Source organism: Microbacterium sp. LWH7-1.2, assembly GCF_038397755.1.
In the GTDB taxonomy this organism is placed as follows: domain Bacteria; phylum Actinomycetota; class Actinomycetes; order Actinomycetales; family Microbacteriaceae; genus Microbacterium.
In genome coordinates this window covers 1,332,728-1,346,907 of sequence record NZ_CP151637.1, presented here as the reverse complement: position 1 = coordinate 1,346,907, position 14,180 = coordinate 1,332,728, and the positions used below count along the sequence as shown (strand labels likewise).

The 14,180-nt window shown below is 65.3% G+C and carries 12 protein-coding genes, 1 tRNA gene and 1 pseudogene; 9 read left to right on the top strand and 5 right to left on the bottom strand.

What is annotated here, in order from left to right; translation table 11 throughout:
• Positions 1-33 precede the first annotated feature (33 nt).
• Positions 34-1,212, top strand: coding sequence for a low temperature requirement protein A (locus MRBLWH7_RS06410; protein WP_342000346.1), 1,179 nt, complete (start codon positions 34-36; stop codon positions 1,210-1,212).
• Positions 1,213-1,254: 42 nt separating this feature from the next.
• Here MRBLWH7_RS06410 and MRBLWH7_RS06405 read toward each other — a convergent pair whose 3' ends face one another.
• Positions 1,255-1,842, bottom strand: coding sequence for a GNAT family N-acetyltransferase (locus MRBLWH7_RS06405; RefSeq protein ID WP_342000344.1), 588 nt, complete (start codon positions 1,840-1,842; stop codon positions 1,255-1,257).
• 131 nt (positions 1,843-1,973) lie between these two features.
• On the opposite strand from MRBLWH7_RS06405, the gene MRBLWH7_RS06400 reads away from it, so the two are divergent.
• From MRBLWH7_RS06400 to MRBLWH7_RS06390, 3 genes are all read left to right on the top strand, one after another.
• Positions 1,974-2,047 (top strand) — tRNA-Pro (locus tag MRBLWH7_RS06400).
• 182 nt (positions 2,048-2,229) lie between these two features.
• Entirely contained in the window at positions 2,230-2,469 is a 240-nt protein-coding gene (locus MRBLWH7_RS06395) for a helix-turn-helix domain-containing protein (RefSeq protein WP_342000342.1), read from the top strand.
• Between the two features lie 4 nt (positions 2,470-2,473).
• Positions 2,474-3,661 carry a site-specific integrase gene (locus MRBLWH7_RS06390; protein ID WP_342000340.1) on the top strand — a complete coding sequence of 396 codons (1,188 nt, stop codon included), beginning with the start codon at positions 2,474-2,476 and terminating at the stop codon, positions 3,659-3,661.
• A gap of 2 nt (positions 3,662-3,663) precedes the next feature.
• On the opposite strand, the gene MRBLWH7_RS06385 is transcribed toward MRBLWH7_RS06390, so the two are convergent.
• Complete coding sequence (locus MRBLWH7_RS06385; RefSeq protein ID WP_342000339.1) at positions 3,664-3,957, bottom strand: hypothetical protein; 294 nt, start codon at positions 3,955-3,957, stop codon at positions 3,664-3,666.
• A gap of 94 nt (positions 3,958-4,051) precedes the next feature.
• On the opposite strand from MRBLWH7_RS06385, the gene MRBLWH7_RS06380 reads away from it, so the two are divergent.
• Positions 4,052-4,327 (top strand): hypothetical protein, encoded by a 276-nt coding sequence (locus MRBLWH7_RS06380; protein ID WP_342000338.1) that lies wholly within the window; start codon positions 4,052-4,054, stop codon positions 4,325-4,327.
• Positions 4,320-5,288 carry a hypothetical protein gene (locus MRBLWH7_RS06375; protein WP_342000337.1) on the top strand — a complete coding sequence of 323 codons (969 nt, stop codon included), beginning with the start codon at positions 4,320-4,322 and terminating at the stop codon, positions 5,286-5,288. The genes MRBLWH7_RS06380 and MRBLWH7_RS06375 overlap by 8 nt, the downstream gene beginning before the upstream one ends.
• A 64-nt stretch (positions 5,289-5,352) precedes the next feature.
• Here the strand turns inward: MRBLWH7_RS06375 and MRBLWH7_RS06370 are convergent.
• Both MRBLWH7_RS06370 and MRBLWH7_RS06365 read right to left on the bottom strand, forming a co-directional pair.
• A pseudogene (locus MRBLWH7_RS06370) lies at positions 5,353-5,763 on the bottom strand (ROK family protein); the annotation flags it as partial.
• Positions 5,764-5,799: 36 nt separating this feature from the next.
• On the bottom strand, positions 5,800-9,420 hold the full coding sequence (locus MRBLWH7_RS06365) for a hypothetical protein (protein ID WP_342000334.1): 3,621 nt from the start codon (positions 9,418-9,420) through the stop codon (positions 5,800-5,802).
• Positions 9,421-9,611: 191 nt separating this feature from the next.
• Between MRBLWH7_RS06365 and MRBLWH7_RS06360 the strand changes: the two genes are divergently transcribed.
• From MRBLWH7_RS06360 to MRBLWH7_RS06350, 3 genes are all read left to right on the top strand, one after another.
• Entirely contained in the window at positions 9,612-10,439 is an 828-nt protein-coding gene (locus MRBLWH7_RS06360) for a hypothetical protein (protein ID WP_342000332.1), read from the top strand.
• A 390-nt stretch (positions 10,440-10,829) separates the two neighbouring features.
• Positions 10,830-11,270 carry a DUF488 domain-containing protein gene (locus MRBLWH7_RS06355; protein WP_342000330.1) on the top strand — a complete coding sequence of 147 codons (441 nt, stop codon included), beginning with the start codon at positions 10,830-10,832 and terminating at the stop codon, positions 11,268-11,270.
• A gap of 356 nt (positions 11,271-11,626) precedes the next feature.
• Positions 11,627-12,145, top strand: coding sequence for a hypothetical protein (locus tag MRBLWH7_RS06350; protein WP_342000328.1), 519 nt, complete (start codon positions 11,627-11,629; stop codon positions 12,143-12,145).
• Between the two features lie 292 nt (positions 12,146-12,437).
• On the opposite strand, the gene MRBLWH7_RS06345 is transcribed toward MRBLWH7_RS06350, so the two are convergent.
• A complete protein-coding gene (locus tag MRBLWH7_RS06345) occupies positions 12,438-14,090 on the bottom strand; it encodes a hypothetical protein (RefSeq protein WP_342000325.1) in 1,653 nt (550 codons plus the stop codon).
• Between the last annotated feature and the right edge of the window lie 90 nt (positions 14,091-14,180).

The following is a 14,180-nucleotide window of genomic DNA, read 5'->3' as shown; positions in this document are numbered from 1 at the left end:
CTCCTCGATACGCAGGGCAACCATAATCGTCGCATGACCGATGTGCTGGCTCGGATGGGCCTCGTCCGGATGTCCGCTCGCGATACGAATGCGGCCCACCGGGTGGCGACGCCTCTCGAGCTGCTGTTCGACCTGGTGTTCGTCGTCGCGGTGTCGCAGGCGTCGCAGAACCTGCATCACCTCATCACCGAGGACCACATGGGCCAGGGCGTGCTGGCGTACCTCATGGTGTTCTTCGCGATCTGGTGGGCGTGGATGAACTTCACGTGGTTCGCCTCGGCGTTCGACACCGACGACTGGCTCTACCGCGTGCTCACGATCGTGCAGATGGGCGGCGTGCTCGTCCTCGCGGCCGGCGTGCACGACGCGATGGTGGAGTTCGAATTCCTCGTGGTGACGTGGGGCTACGTCATCATGCGGCTGGCCCTGGTGGCGCAGTGGCTGCGGGCCGCAGCATCCGATCCCGAATCCCGTCGCACCGCGCTGCGCATGGCCCTCGGCGTTGCCGTGGTGCAGGTGCTGTGGGTCGCGCGCATCTACCTGCTGGACGAGGCGGCGCAGTTCTGGACCTTCTTCGTGCTCGTGGCGCTCGAGCTGCTCGTACCGGTGTGGGGCGAGTCCTCGGGGCGCACGGCGTGGCATCCGCACCACATCGCGGAGCGCTACGGGCTGTTCACGCTCCTGCTCCTCGGTGAGAGTCTGCTCGCGTCGGCGAACGCGATCATCGACGCGCTCGGCAAGGGTGAGCACGTCCCGGAGCTCGTGACGCTCGCGATCTCGGGGATCGTCGTGACCGCCGGCATCTGGTGGGTGTACTTCTCCCGCGAGCAGCAGCACCGGCTGGAGGGCAGGAAGTCCGCCTTCCGCTTCGGCTACCTCCACTACGTGATCTTCGCGGCGGTCGGTGCCGTGTCGGCGGGCGTGGAGGTCGAGATCGACGAGATCACCGGGCACACCGAGATCTCGCACGAGATCGCCGGTCTCGCCCTGACGCTGCCGATCGCGATCGTGGTGGCGGCGTCGTGGTTCGTCCTGCTGCGGGCCTCGCTGTCGCGCTGGGCGTCGGCCGCCGTGGTCGCCGGCGCGGTGCTGATCGCGCTGGCGGGTCTGCTGCCGTCGGGGGAGTACATCGTCGCCGCCGCGCTCCTGGTGTGCGTCGTCGTCGTGCTCGAGGTCGATCGCGTCCGCCGGGAGCCTGCGACGATGCAGTGACGCGAACGGATGCCGCGCGCCCGGGGTGCGCCCGGGCGCGGATCAGCGTGCGAGGTCGAGCGACACGATCGCGAGATGCGGCTTCGGGCGCGCGACCTCGCGGAACCCGGCGTCTTCGAACGTCGACAGCACGCCGTGGAACAACTCGTTCGACGGGATCTTCTTGCCGGCGTCCGGGTCGAGCGGGTACGCCTCGATCACCCGGGCTCCGCTCTCTCGCGCGTACGCGATCGCGGCCTCCAGGAGCTTCGCGTTGAGGCCCTGGTTGCGGTGCTCCTTGCGCACGACGAAGCAGCTCACCGACCAGACGGTCTCGTCTTCCCACGCCTCTTCCGACGCGGTCGTGAAGTTGCGCGTGCGGCCGAGCCGCACCTGTTTCGTGCGCGGCCCGATCCGCACCCAGCCGGCCGGTTCGCCGTCGACGTAGGCGATGAGCGCCGGGGGCGGCCCGGCATCGAGCTCGTCGCGCAGGAGCTCCTGCCGCTGCGCCTGCGACGTCTGCTGCCACTCGGCGTTCGTCATCATCCACCACTGGCACTGGCATCCGCGCCCGTCCCCGCCGCCGCTGAGCGCGTGCTGCGCGTCGTCGAAGCGATCTGCCGTAACCGGTTCGATGGTGATGTTCGCCATGGCGCGACGCTAGTGGGCCCCACCGACACCGGCAAGCGATCGACGGATGCCACGCCCGGGCGTCCCTCGGTTCGCGACGCCTGCCGGGAGCGGGTAGGATGGGGGAGTTGTCCGCGCGTCAGTGTGGTCAACGGGATGTGGCGCAGCTTGGTAGCGCACCTGACTGGGGGTCAGGGGGTCGCAGGTTCAAATCCTGTCATCCCGACCGGTAAGTCCCGGGAACCTAAGGGTTCCCGGGACTTTTTCCTTGGTGAAACTTGATCACGTCATCGCAATGCCATCTTTTTGACCGCTCCAGCGCCCGATCGCGACGCCGCGTCTCGGCTGGCCCGACTTCGTTCGGGTCGCTGCCGAACGGTAGGGCGACATCGTGCCTACCTACTCGGTATGGACGCCATCGACAGCGTGACCCTCGAGCTCTGGGGCTTGGAGAGACTCCTCAACATCAACGAGCTCGCCGCACATCTGCGTGTCCCGGTGTCGACGATCTACGAATGGCGGATGAAGGGGCAGGCGCCTCATGCCCATCGATATGGCAAGCACCTGACCTTTGCGGCTTCAGACGTGCGCACGTGGGTCGAAGCGCACCGGGAGCTGGGCGCGCCGTCACCAGCCGACCCGAGGTGACGCGATGAGCCGCGCGCGGCTTGCGATCGGTACCTTCGGCGAGATCGGCTTTCTCACGGCCGAGAACGGCCGCGTGATCGCGCGGGCGCGGTACCGCGATTGGGATGGTCGGACGAGGCTCGTGCAGGTTTCGGCCGAGACGCGCACGCTTGCCGAACGTGCGCTGAAGGTGAAGCTCTCGGCGAGAAGCATGTTCCAGCCGTCGACTACTGTTCTCACTGCCGACAGTCTGTTCTCGCAACTCGTGGACTACTGGCTTGACGACCTCGATCAGGACGAGCGCCTGTCCACGACTACGCGGCAGCTCTACGAGCGCGACATGCGAACTCTCGTGATGCCGGCGATCGGCAATCTGACGCTCCGCGAGATCGGCGTCGCGCGCTGCGATCAACTACTCAAGCAGCTGAACAAGCGAAGCTACAGCCGAGCGAAGCATGGGCGAGTTGTGCTGCGCTCGGCATTTAGCTTGGCCGTGCGCCATGAGATCCTGCACCGAAACCCCGTGGATCACGTCGCTCGACTGCACCGGCCGGCGAGAACACCCGACGCGCTCACTCCGGTTGAAGTTGGCGCAATCCGAGCGGCGATCGCCCTGTGGGAGAGCGGCCGCGCCATCTCAGGGCCGAAGCCGGACGGGCAGCTCGGCGGGATCATCGAGGTCATGCTCGGAACGTCCGCACGCATCGGCGAGGTGCTGGCGATTCGGCGTCGGGACGTCGACATCACCAGCCCAGTGCCTTCGATTCGCATCGCCGGAACAATCGTCAGCAACAAGGGCGAACCCACTCAGCGCCAGGACCACCCCAAGACCGCGAAGTCTCGGCGCACGGTCGCAATTCCGACATTCACAGCTGAGGCTGTCCGTCGGCGCCTGGCCCGGCTCACGGACCCGTCGCTGGACGCGCTGATCTTCTGCAGCCGGGACGGGACACCTCTGACGACCAACAACGTACGGCGGCAGCTCCGGCGCGTCATGGAGATCGCCGGCATCGAAGGAGTCACCCCGCATGCCTTCCGCCGCACTGTGGCGACTGCGATCAACGATCAGGCGGGTGTGGAACTTGCGGCTGAGTTGCTGGGACACACAGATCCGAAGATCACGGTTCAGCACTACATCCGGCGGAACGAGATGGTGAATCCGTCGACCGCCGCGATGCTGGACCGTGCGTTCGCGCGCGATCAGGAGCCGTAGCCTCACGAAGCCGGTTGGGGTGGGCCCTTCGTCGAGCCCCAGCTCGCGATCGGTCCGCCGCCCGGGCCGTGGTTTCGAATGAACTCGGCGTGCACCCGCTCGCACGCAAGGCGGAGGCTTGTCGACCAGCCGATGACCTCGCCTCGGAATGTGGCGCGGTAGCGGACATCGGTGGCGTTCACTCGGCGGATCTCGATGGTGCCGTACTCCCGGTCGAACCCGTCGATCAATCGCCACGTGCCGGGAGGGTCTTCCTGCGCGGCGAGAAGCGGGTGCCATCGGCTCGGTTCGACCATGGGCTTCCTCCTCCGGCCGAACGCACATGAGAGTAGACCGGCCCGCGGACATTGCCGTAGGCGCTGGCGGGCTTCACGCGCGCACCTTCTTGTCATGAGCGATCGTGAGCGCGCTGACGCCGTCCTGGAGCACGTCGCTGTGCTCGCCTTCCTCTACTACCCCGGCATCGAGGCGGATGATCCGAGCTACAGCCTCGACGAGGACATCGACTGGTGTCTGGCGCGGCTCGATGACGTGTCCGACGCCGAGCGGGGCCGGATCGCCGAGCTGTTCGCGCGCGCCATCAGAGACCCCACCGCTACGCGCGAAGAGTTGTTTACTGCGCTCGCGGAGCTCGACGGCGTGCTCGTCGCAGATGACCATGAGTGACCCTCACCCCAGCGAGGAAGAGCGTGCCGCACGTCTGGCCGCACAGCGGAAGGCATGGAACGAGGCGCACCCGGGCTATAACGCCGAGTACCGGGAGCGCAATCGCGAGGACATCCGTCGCAAGAACCGTGAGCGTGAGCGTGCTCGCGCGCAGCGGGAGCGGGAGGAGAAGGCGCGGCGCCAGAAAGGCATCGAGCGGGCGAAGGAGTGGGCGAAGGACCACCCGGAGGAGCGTCAGCAAGCGCGCGAGCGGTACAAGCAGAAGCATCCGGAGGCCTACAAGCAGGCCCAACGCGACTACTACTACCGGAATCGCGACGCCATCGCCGAGCGCCGTCGCGCCCGTGCGGCGGCCGACCCACAGAAGGCCAACGAAGCCCGCAGGCGCGCTGTCGACCGCGCCCGGGCCGGCGGTCGCGACTCGACCTGGTCCCCGACCCCTGATCGGCGTGCGACGTATCGCGAGCGAGAGAACGAAGCGAGGCGCCTCGCCCGTCGCCGGGCGCGTGCCGGGCTCCCCGAGCGACAGCTCCACCGGGTACACGCTCCGGATCGACGCCACAACGACGCTGCTGCGGACGAGTTCTTCGCGAAACCGCGCGGTGGTCAGGAAGTGGCCCGAATCAGAGAGCAAGACGTGCCGACCCCACCCGAGTTGGTTCGCGCGATGCAGGAGCGTTCGGAGAACCGACGTGTCGTCCGCGAGATCCTCGCGATCGCCGAGGTGTACTTCGCCGAACACGAGGTGGAACTTCGCGCGCGCGTCGCTGAGGTCTCGCGTGCGCGCTTCCGCGGCGGGATGCTACCGCTCGACGTACACACGGAGCCGCGCCGTCACGCGCTCGAGTTCGCTAGCCGCGGCTACCTCCGCGCGAGCGTTGCTTCGCCGACGGCGTCGATCGCCGTCTTCCGCTGGCTCACGACCGACCTCGCCAAACGAGGACCGGACATCTCGCTCTAACGGGATCCCCATGCGGGCATTGCCCGATGGAGGAGCCCGTGGGTGCTTTGATCACAAGGTTCCCTCACGCCCTGGCGTGTACGGACTCACCGAGCAGCCGCACCGGGCTTACGAAAAGCGGGTCGTCTCCGGCTCGCGTTCTGGGTGGGACCGGCAGGCGCTTCGAAGTACTCGCGATGCCGCGGGCTTGACTATCGAAAAGGCGTGGGGTGCCGAGCGCGAAGGATTGGATTGCGAGGACGGCTGCTCCGGCGGCCCCTTCGACGTTGTCGCTGGAGGAGTGGCTGATCGGCGGTGTCTTGGCGCGGGTGTCGCGGAGCTCTCGGGTCTTTTCCTTGAGCGCCTGATGGCCGACCACCGCGAGTCGCATCACTTCACCCGTAATGATGATGCGGTCGGGAAGGGTGAGGTTGCAGATGGCTGTTACCAGAACGCCGAGCCCGCGGGCGGAGTCACGCACAATTCGTGAGGCGGCAGGGTGACCTCCGGCGGCAACCGGCCCTCTGCGTGCCTAGCTTTCGCCTCCGGCGCGGGCTTCGGCTTGCTTCACGTATTCGCGGATGTGCTTGTGAGTGGCCAAGGAGTTGCTCGAGCTGTGCCCGCAGCGCCCGCAGACGTAGAAGGAGGAGGGGTTCGCCTCGAAGCACCAGATGCAGGTCCAGTGCTGGGCGGCCAAGACCTCCTCGAGTGTCGCGCCGGCGGCATCGCGCACGGTGCCGTCGGCGTCGGTTCTTGCGCGGAGGAGCAGTTCTTCGTCGTCATCGGTGTCGTCCGCCGCGAGGTAGAGCGCGGTCGCCGCACGCGCTCCGCCGCCTTCAGCCATCAGAAGTGCGGCCTCGGCTGTAGCCGAGGTGGCATTGAATAGTCGCACGAAAGCGAGGTTTCGTTCGCTGTGCCAGTTCGCGGCAACCACCTTGCGCGCAGCCTCGCAGACCGATGGGTATGACTGGTTCAGCAACACGTTGCGTGCAAGTTCCGATCCCCATCGTCCACGGTCTGCGACTATTGCAACCAGGTCCCTTGCCATCGCTTCGGGAATGACACCCTCTGCTCTTGATGCGGGCTGAAGGCGCGGAGTGAAGAGATACGAGACGAGGTCGTCGTGCTCAGTACCGCCTGCACGGCTGACATCCTCGGCTTCGACACGCACGGCGGCGTGACTGAGTTGCGCGCTGCCGATCGCGGCCGTGAGGAGGAGCTCGGCGGTGTTCGCGGGGGTCTTGCTGGCTTCTCGCAGTTCCCAGTAAACGGCCTTGCCCAGACTCGCGAAGTCGACCAGATCGGCCAGGGCACACATCTGCCAACGCTCCATCGCCGCAATTTCGTCCGCTGACTCCTCTCCGGCGACCAGGTGCGGCAAGAACCAGCCCAGTTCGAACTCGTCCAGTTGTGCCTGAGCCAGCCAGGGCAGCTCGCGCGCCGCCTCGTGTGGGCTCTCGAATCCAGCTCCGGCGAGCGTTCTGCGCACTTCGTCGTACTTGCCCGCTGGGAGGCGGATCGATATGTCCCAGATCCTGTCGACGGCAGCCGGGGTCAAGTAGTTCGCTATATGGGCGGCTCGAACCGCAACGCGGTCTAGACCAGCAGGTGGTCGCTCATTGCTGATGCCAATGTTGAGTGTGCCGAAGCGATCACGCGAGGGCGCCACGTCTCGGTACTCAGCCAAGGGGTATGCCAGTGCGCGCTCGACCGCGCGAACGACGGGTCCGGTGCGCGCATCAATAGGTGAGTCGGCGACCTCCGCCAGCTCGCAGAGTGCACGCAGGATCGCGCAGCGGTCAGGATCGGTTCGATAGTTGTCCAGGAGCGCGTCCTTCTGCGGGCGCAAGTGAGAGGGGACGGGAAGACTGGCGAGCTCGACGGCGAATCGCCAGCCAGGCCCGTCATGCCTGTCCTTCGACTCCTCAGCAGTGGCGAATATGGCAAGGATGTCCCCCTCTGGCTTGTCCGTGTTGACCGGAACACCGTCGATAGCCGCGGCGGCAAACGCGGACATGGCGTCACTCACGTCCGCGTCCGTCATGTGTGGCCAGGACGGCAAGTACTCCGCTACCCAGCTCGCTGCGCGCGAGCGTCGGACGCCCTCCTCCTCAACCGCAGCCCTGATCAACCATCGGGCGACGTCAATATCTGCGCTTGTGGCGAGCGCGAGCGCGTTGGCGCGGGACGGGTTGTCCAGGCACTGCGTCAGCCAGTCCCGCCGTTCCGTGACGGAGTCCAGTCGCACCGCGGCGTACGCATCGCCCAACTCCGCGAACACTCGTGATCGTGGTTGAAGGTTCTGGCCCGTATCGACGAAAACACCCACCGTCTCGTCCCAGAATTCGACCACGAACTCGGCTATCCGCTCGGCCGAACGAGACGAGAGCGCCCAGGGCGCCAGCGCAGCGAGGACCAATCGTCGGGCATCCGAGACCGACAGTGTTGCGTTCGCGTTGAGGGCGCGGCCGATCACCGCGAAACCGTCAAGGAACATTCCTGCGCTGAAGCCTGGGTCGGGTGCATCCAGATTGTTCGCGAAACGTTGCACCTCCCACCGGTTGATGCTGTCGTCGATGACACTCTTCAGAAGCTCGACGGCCGAGTCCACGGATGAGTGCCCGTCGAGGAGTCTCAGCGTCGCCAGTGTCGCGAGGAGGGGCACCTCCCAGATGTCTCGGTGGGACTCAGCGTATGAACTGATCAGCGCGAGTTTGACACGGCACCACTCATCACGATCGCCTTCGGGAAGCGTTGCAGCAGCGTACGACTCGACGAGGGCGACCTGGGCCCGGCGACTGGAAGGAGGCTTGAGATCGACCACGGGCAGCGCGAGGTGTGCCGCGGCGTCCATCGCACTTTCACGGGTCGTAAGGAGCACTCCGACATCCGGGCTGAGACCGGCGAGAACCTGCGCGACGCCGGCCGCGATGGCGCCGCGCTTCGCGTGCGTTTCGTCGAGCCCGTCAAGTAGCAGGGTGCAGTAGCCGGTTCGGACTTCCGCGTGCAGCGCGCGCAGGAGCGGAGCCGATGGTTCGCGCCCGCCATGAGAGGCGGCTGTGCGGATCAGCAAGTCCAGAGACACGTCATCCACGCCTGTCACCGAGGGAGCGATGTCCCGAAGCCGCACGAGCAACGGAAGCGGCGCCCCCGATTCCGCGGCAAGCCACGCCGCGACCTGTCGCACAGCCTCGGATTTTCCCGCGCCAGGAAGGCCACGAAGAATAAGTCGGCCGTTCCGGCGCAGCACGTGCGTGAGCGGATCGCTACTAGCACGCGACTCGTCCACGTCATACTCGACGTCGACCGACCCGATGAAGTCATCAACTCTCAGCACTGGGACCTGCGGGGAGATCATCGCCAGACCCAGCCGGTCCCTGCGACTCGCCAGGAGGTCGCGGTACTCGTCCAATGCCCGATGCTCAAGCTCGTGGGCCGCCGCAGCGCTGCCTAGACCGTCGATCGCGACATCCATGCCGTTGTCGATCAGCGCTTGTACCCAGTCGCGACTGGAAGTGCTGGTCCGTGCCGCGGACTGACGCTGGAAGAAGGCCTGCAAGCAACGAAACGCCGCCGGGCCCGAACCAGGCGAAGTGAGCCGTTCCAGCCGGGCTGCCGCGGAGTCCGCGCGAGTATCACTGACGTCCTCAACCTCCCAGGCGATTAGTCGCACGCGTTCGAGGATCTCGTCCGTGCGGAGACCGCACTCCTCGCGGACTTTGGCCTTGAACGCTTCGAAGTGGGCGCGGTCGCCCGCCGGCGGTTCCGGCGAGCGTCCCTGGCGACGACCATCCAGGACGCGCATTGCTCCGGCAACCTGACCACCGACAGTTCGCAATGCCAGAACGAGCGTGTCTGCTGCCGCGAGCGGCTGGGCCAGCCACTGGCGAAAGGCGCTGCGGAGCGAGGAATCGTTCACGGAGCGTTTTGCCTGGATGAACCATCGCTCGCCGTTCGCCATCGTGCACACGATGTCGTCCACGGCGTCCGCCGTCTCAAGAGCGATCTCGACCGGAACCCGGTCGTCTACTCCGTCCAGTGGCGTCCCAGACAGGCCATGCGCGGCGAGCACGGTGGCCAGCCCATTGCGATGGAGGCTGCCGTACTCATTCGCCGCACCACCCGCGTGTGAAGTGTTAGCGGTGTCGGGCACCTCGGAATCATTGCACGCGCCGCATTCAGGACGCGTGTCCCGAGCACGTTTCCTGCTCGGAGACACCCGCAGCGTGCCACTCGCCTTGTTGCCCATACCCTCACGCGCCACCCGCACAGCTGACGTCGGGCGCGCCACACGGTGCCCGACGCCGGTCCCGGGCATCATGGAATCAACTCGAAGGAGGCTCTGTGGTTCTGTCAGAGAGCGCCCGCGTGTTGATCACAGTCAAGGCCTCCCCAGAGCCCTCGGAGAAGTATGGCGACACGGTGTGCGTCGCTGGCGTCCGCCTGGACAGCGTCCAGCCCGAGTTCATCCGCCTCTACCCCGTGCCGTTCCGGTGGATGGCCACGGACCAGCAGTTCAAGAAGTACGACGTCATCGACGTTGACCTGATTCCGCCGATCAACGACCTGCGTCCGGAGAGCAACCGGCTCAACATCGACACCGTCCGCCGCGAAGGCAAACCAATCAAGGACATTCGCGCACGAGGCGCGATCCTCGAGCCACTGATCGGGCCGACCATGTGCGAGCTGCGCGCCGGCGTCGTGCAGAACATGAACGCCACATCCCTGGGATTGGTCCGAGTCCCGACGCTGAAGGGAGTGATCGTGGAACCTGGCCAGCCGTGGACACCCTCCCAACAGGCCAAGATCGACCGGGCGCTCCAACAGGAAAGCCTGTTCGGCGACACGACACCCCCCGAGCTGAAGCCGCCGCGGTTCATCGCCAAGTACCACTACTTCTGCGAGACAGCTGGCTGCTCCGGGCACAAGCAGCGAATCCTGGACTGGGAACTCACCGCGTTTCAGTTGCGCCTGCGAAACATGAGCGACGACGCCGCGGCAGAGAGCATTCGCCGCCGGTTCCATGACGAACTCTGCGCAGACGACAAGCGCACGCACTTCTTCGTCGGGAATATCGCGGATCCCACCAAGCGGCGTAACTTCTCGGTCCTCGGCGTCTACGCGCCGCCGAAGTCATCCGACTTCGCCGCCACCCTCGATCTCGGCATCTAGTAAGGCCGTCTGAAACATCCGTCGCGGCCGTCGTGCTCGGTCAGTGGTGACCGCGGGCACTGACCATTGCGCCCTCACCCATGCGGCGATAAGGCAGACCGGGCGGGTGAGGGTCGGGCGGGTCCGCCAGGTGGCATGTCCACACGCCTCCGCAACATCCTGCATGTAACAGATATGATCCGTTACATGGAGGATGTCCGGGCTCTAACGTTGGAGGAGCTCGAAGCACTGTCGACCAGCGTGAGCCGTGAGCTGCGCGCTCGTCGGCCCACGTCGCGCACCTGCCTATGGTGCGGCGCCTCCTTCGCCGGACGGCGCGGCGCGCAATACTGCGGCACGCGATGCCGAGTCGCAGCCCACCGCCAACGCACAACGAGGAGGAAACCGAACGTGGACATCACCGGAATCGGATACGAAGGCCTGACCCAGGACGCGCTCATCTCCCGGCTCCGCCTCCGCGGCGTAGAAACCCTCGTCGACGTGCGATTGAACGCCATCTCACGCAAGCCAGGATTTTCCAAGAAGGCCCTCACAACCGCGCTCGAGCAAGCCGGGATCCGCTACCGCCACATGCCCTCACTTGGCAACCCACGCGCCAACCGGGACGGATACGCGGAAACCACATCTTCATCCGCTCACCAGGCACGCGACCGGTACCGCAACACGCTCACACACGACGCAGCGGGCACCAGTCTGAAAGAACTCGTGGAGCTCGCCCGGACGCAGACGATCGCCGTGTTCTGCTTCGAAGAAGACGAACACCACTGTCACCGAGAGCAAGTCCTCGACCATGTACGCGCTGCTCTGGAATCAGAGATGGTTCGCGGGTAGCGCGGCCACGTCTGACGTGCACTGCGGTGGTACATCCGCGCAGACTCTTGGTCGAAGTGTCGTCTCCGATGGGCACGTGGGATTCGCGCGAGAATGTGCCCACGGGCCGAAGGATTCGCGCCGCGGGAGTGAAGAACCAGGAGTGGCGACAGCTCTCAGCGTGAGCGTGACCGATCGGGCGCGTCGCGCTCTGCTCCGGCAAGGATGAGTGAGCGCCGCACTTCGATCCCGTAGTCCTGAGGTCACAGCTAGTCGGGTAATTGGTGACACTCGGGCGTAGGCGGAGCCCCGCCTACGCGCGGCGGCCGGGCCGGCACACCTCTGCGGTCCCGTAGCCCGTCTGACATCATGAGCGCATGGGAGCCGCCGACAGTCAGAAGGTGCTCGCTGTCTATGAGCTGCTGATCGAGCATCTCGGGCTCAGCGACGTCGCTTACGACTTCGGTGACGGCAACCGCCCCGCGGTTAGTGCGTGCGCGTTCTCTGACTTCCGGGTTTTCAGCCTTGCCAGACCGGAGCGGGTGCGCGGATGGCCGCACGGTGACAGGTGGTGGTTCGAGGTCGAGCGGTGGAGCGATGACGAAGACGACTACGTCGTCTATTGGTCTGCTCGCTACTTGTGCGATACCGGTCCGACGCTTCCAGATGTTCAGGTGGGCGCGCTGCTCATCGCCGAGGCCGTCAAGGTGACCGAGACGCGGAACCGCCATATCTGGCAGCTCGAAGATTCCGACACGGACGACAAGCGGCAGGCTGGCCGGGTGCTGGACAGAAGGCTCGCGGAGCTCCGCACCCAATACGGGAGGCTGTACGAGCGCTGGTCGACGGAGGGTTCTGGCCGCCCGTGGCTACCGACCTACGCTTTGCCGAACTAGGGCCCGCCCGACGCGGTCGCAGCCAGCACTCGAAAGCTCGTTCGGCTTCGGGAGCAGGCGGCTGGCAGAGAAACTGCACGCTCAGATGGCGCGTGCCGCTATAGCGCTCGCTTAGCCGTGCCAAGGACCACGTTGCCATCGCCGGCTGCCCGCAGGACCGTGGTCGAGCGCGCCGAAATGGAGCTGGGCACCTTGGATCCCGTTACTCACTCGATCTCGCTCCGGCGGTAACCGCCGGCTGCCGATGCCGTTAAAAAGCACCTTGGCTCAACCTGAGCTGATTCCGGGGTTGCTAGCCTTCCGGATCTTCAGTCCCAGGGCGCAGTTTTGATAGGCCGGCAAACATCTGCGTCGCTTCGACCATTAGGTGCTGGATGAAGTCGCTCTTGCTCTTGCCATCCAACTCTCCAGCAAGAAACGCTTGCCCGCTTGATCCTGACGTGTGGGCCGCGATTCTTGACCGTAGTCCTTGAACGCGGCGCAGGAGCGCGACGTCGCGATCGGTGTGCTCATAGCCGTGCGCCTCGAGAAAGCGGCCGAGCTTCGCGATGCCCTTCTCGCCCTTGACCGGCGGCAGACCCTTCGCGATTGCACCCTCGTTCAGAAGATCGATCAGCAACTTCGCGAGGTTCAACAGTTGCGCTTCAAACTCGGTGTCTGTGTTGTTGAGCGGAATCCGGGCTCGTTGGATCAGTTCCGCATCGCTTCCCTTTGCATCGCGGTACAGTCCCCATCCCCACGTCGCGAGCCACTGGCGTTGGATCGCGAGGTAGGCATTCTTGAAGAGGTGTTCCGGGTTCTCGGTTTCGGCGGGCTGCGCCAGGAACGATCGTCGGAAGGTCGACTCGCTCATTGTTCCGACCGGCGGGATGTTGTATGCCCGCCAATGATCCCTGTGACTACTCGGGATGTCGCGGCCGAGGTCGCCCAGGAAGACCATGACTGCGGCAGGGCTGCCATTGTCGATCTGCACACCCCATAGCGACCCGCAAGTGAGACGCCCGTCGGTCACGGTGTATAGAGCAGGATCGTCATAGTAGCGCTTGAGTACTTCTGGTTTGAAGAACACAGGCGTGAGGTAGTGCGGAGCGTCTGGGTTCTTGCCGAAGTAGTTGGCGAGCTTGTCTTCCTCGCACGTGAACTTGAGTGGGCGCCCGTCCTCGTCTTCACCAATGATGAACTCCGGGTACTCCTCATCCTGGCGGTCCCACGGCCAGATCCCGCTCTTCTCCCTCGAGGGTGCCGGCAAGACCCTCTTCACCAGCAGGCGGGAGAACACCTGATTCTCGTGGAAGTCCATGTCACCGACTCCCAGGTACACTACTGAGTCGCCCTCGATGTGGTCATCCTCCTCGAGGTCGCGAAACGCATCGGCTGGTTGTTCCGTCTCCACAGTGACATCCGTGTCAGAGAACAGCACGAGATCGAGCTGACGAGCGGCCTGGAAACGGCGCAGTAGTGGGGTCCGAATGCGGATTCGCTCTCCGGCGAACTCGATCGCGAGCTCCTTGGCACCGTCTTCGGTCACGCTGTAGAAGTTGCCCGTCGACCGGTCCTCCCACAGGTTGAGTAGAAGCCGGAACTCCTCGGAGATGAGATACGCATCGGGCGCAACGCCGTGCATGTACTGCACAATAACGAGCGGCTCAACGTCCGGACCGGAAGCGTTGCGGTGATAGGTCGTGACCCAATCACCGTTCTCATGGCCCTGCGAGAACCCAGGGAAGCCATCCCCCTTGGTGAGGTCCCAGGCCGCGCTCTGGAGCGCACGTTTGCGGTACTCGGGTATTGAGAATGCAGCGAAGCGGCCGCCTCCTCGGTTGTCCTCGTCCCAGTTGTCGCACACGACCGTCCACGGCCCGCTGCCGTTCGTTTGGCTTGTGCTTCGTTCGTCCGCCTGCCGGAGGATCTCCGCGGTCTCTTCCTTGCTTGGCTCGCTCCTCATGTTGCTCCTGAGTATGGCAGCCGCCACCGACTCGTTAGGAAAGAGCGCAATGGCCGAGGCCTGGACTCGTCCAGACTCGCAACCAACCGT

What these genes read in the sequence shown, in the direction of transcription:
- MRBLWH7_RS06375 (WP_342000337.1), top strand. Translation starts at nt 4,320, where the DNA reads ATGAGTGACCCTCACCCCAGCGAGGAAGAGCGTGCCGCACGTCTGGCC.
- MRBLWH7_RS06390 (WP_342000340.1), top strand. Translation starts at nt 2,474, where the DNA reads ATGAGCCGCGCGCGGCTTGCGATCGGTACCTTCGGCGAGATCGGCTTT.
- MRBLWH7_RS06385 (WP_342000339.1), bottom strand. Translation starts at nt 3,957, where the DNA reads ATGGTCGAACCGAGCCGATGGCACCCGCTTCTCGCCGCGCAGGAAGAC.
- MRBLWH7_RS06380 (WP_342000338.1), top strand. Translation starts at nt 4,052, where the DNA reads ATGAGCGATCGTGAGCGCGCTGACGCCGTCCTGGAGCACGTCGCTGTG.
- MRBLWH7_RS06350 (WP_342000328.1), top strand. Translation starts at nt 11,627, where the DNA reads ATGGGAGCCGCCGACAGTCAGAAGGTGCTCGCTGTCTATGAGCTGCTG.
- MRBLWH7_RS06410 (WP_342000346.1), top strand. Translation starts at nt 34, where the DNA reads ATGACCGATGTGCTGGCTCGGATGGGCCTCGTCCGGATGTCCGCTCGC.
- MRBLWH7_RS06345 (WP_342000325.1), bottom strand. Translation starts at nt 14,090, where the DNA reads ATGAGGAGCGAGCCAAGCAAGGAAGAGACCGCGGAGATCCTCCGGCAG.
- MRBLWH7_RS06395 (WP_342000342.1), top strand. Translation starts at nt 2,230, where the DNA reads ATGGACGCCATCGACAGCGTGACCCTCGAGCTCTGGGGCTTGGAGAGA.
- MRBLWH7_RS06405 (WP_342000344.1), bottom strand. Translation starts at nt 1,842, where the DNA reads ATGGCGAACATCACCATCGAACCGGTTACGGCAGATCGCTTCGACGAC.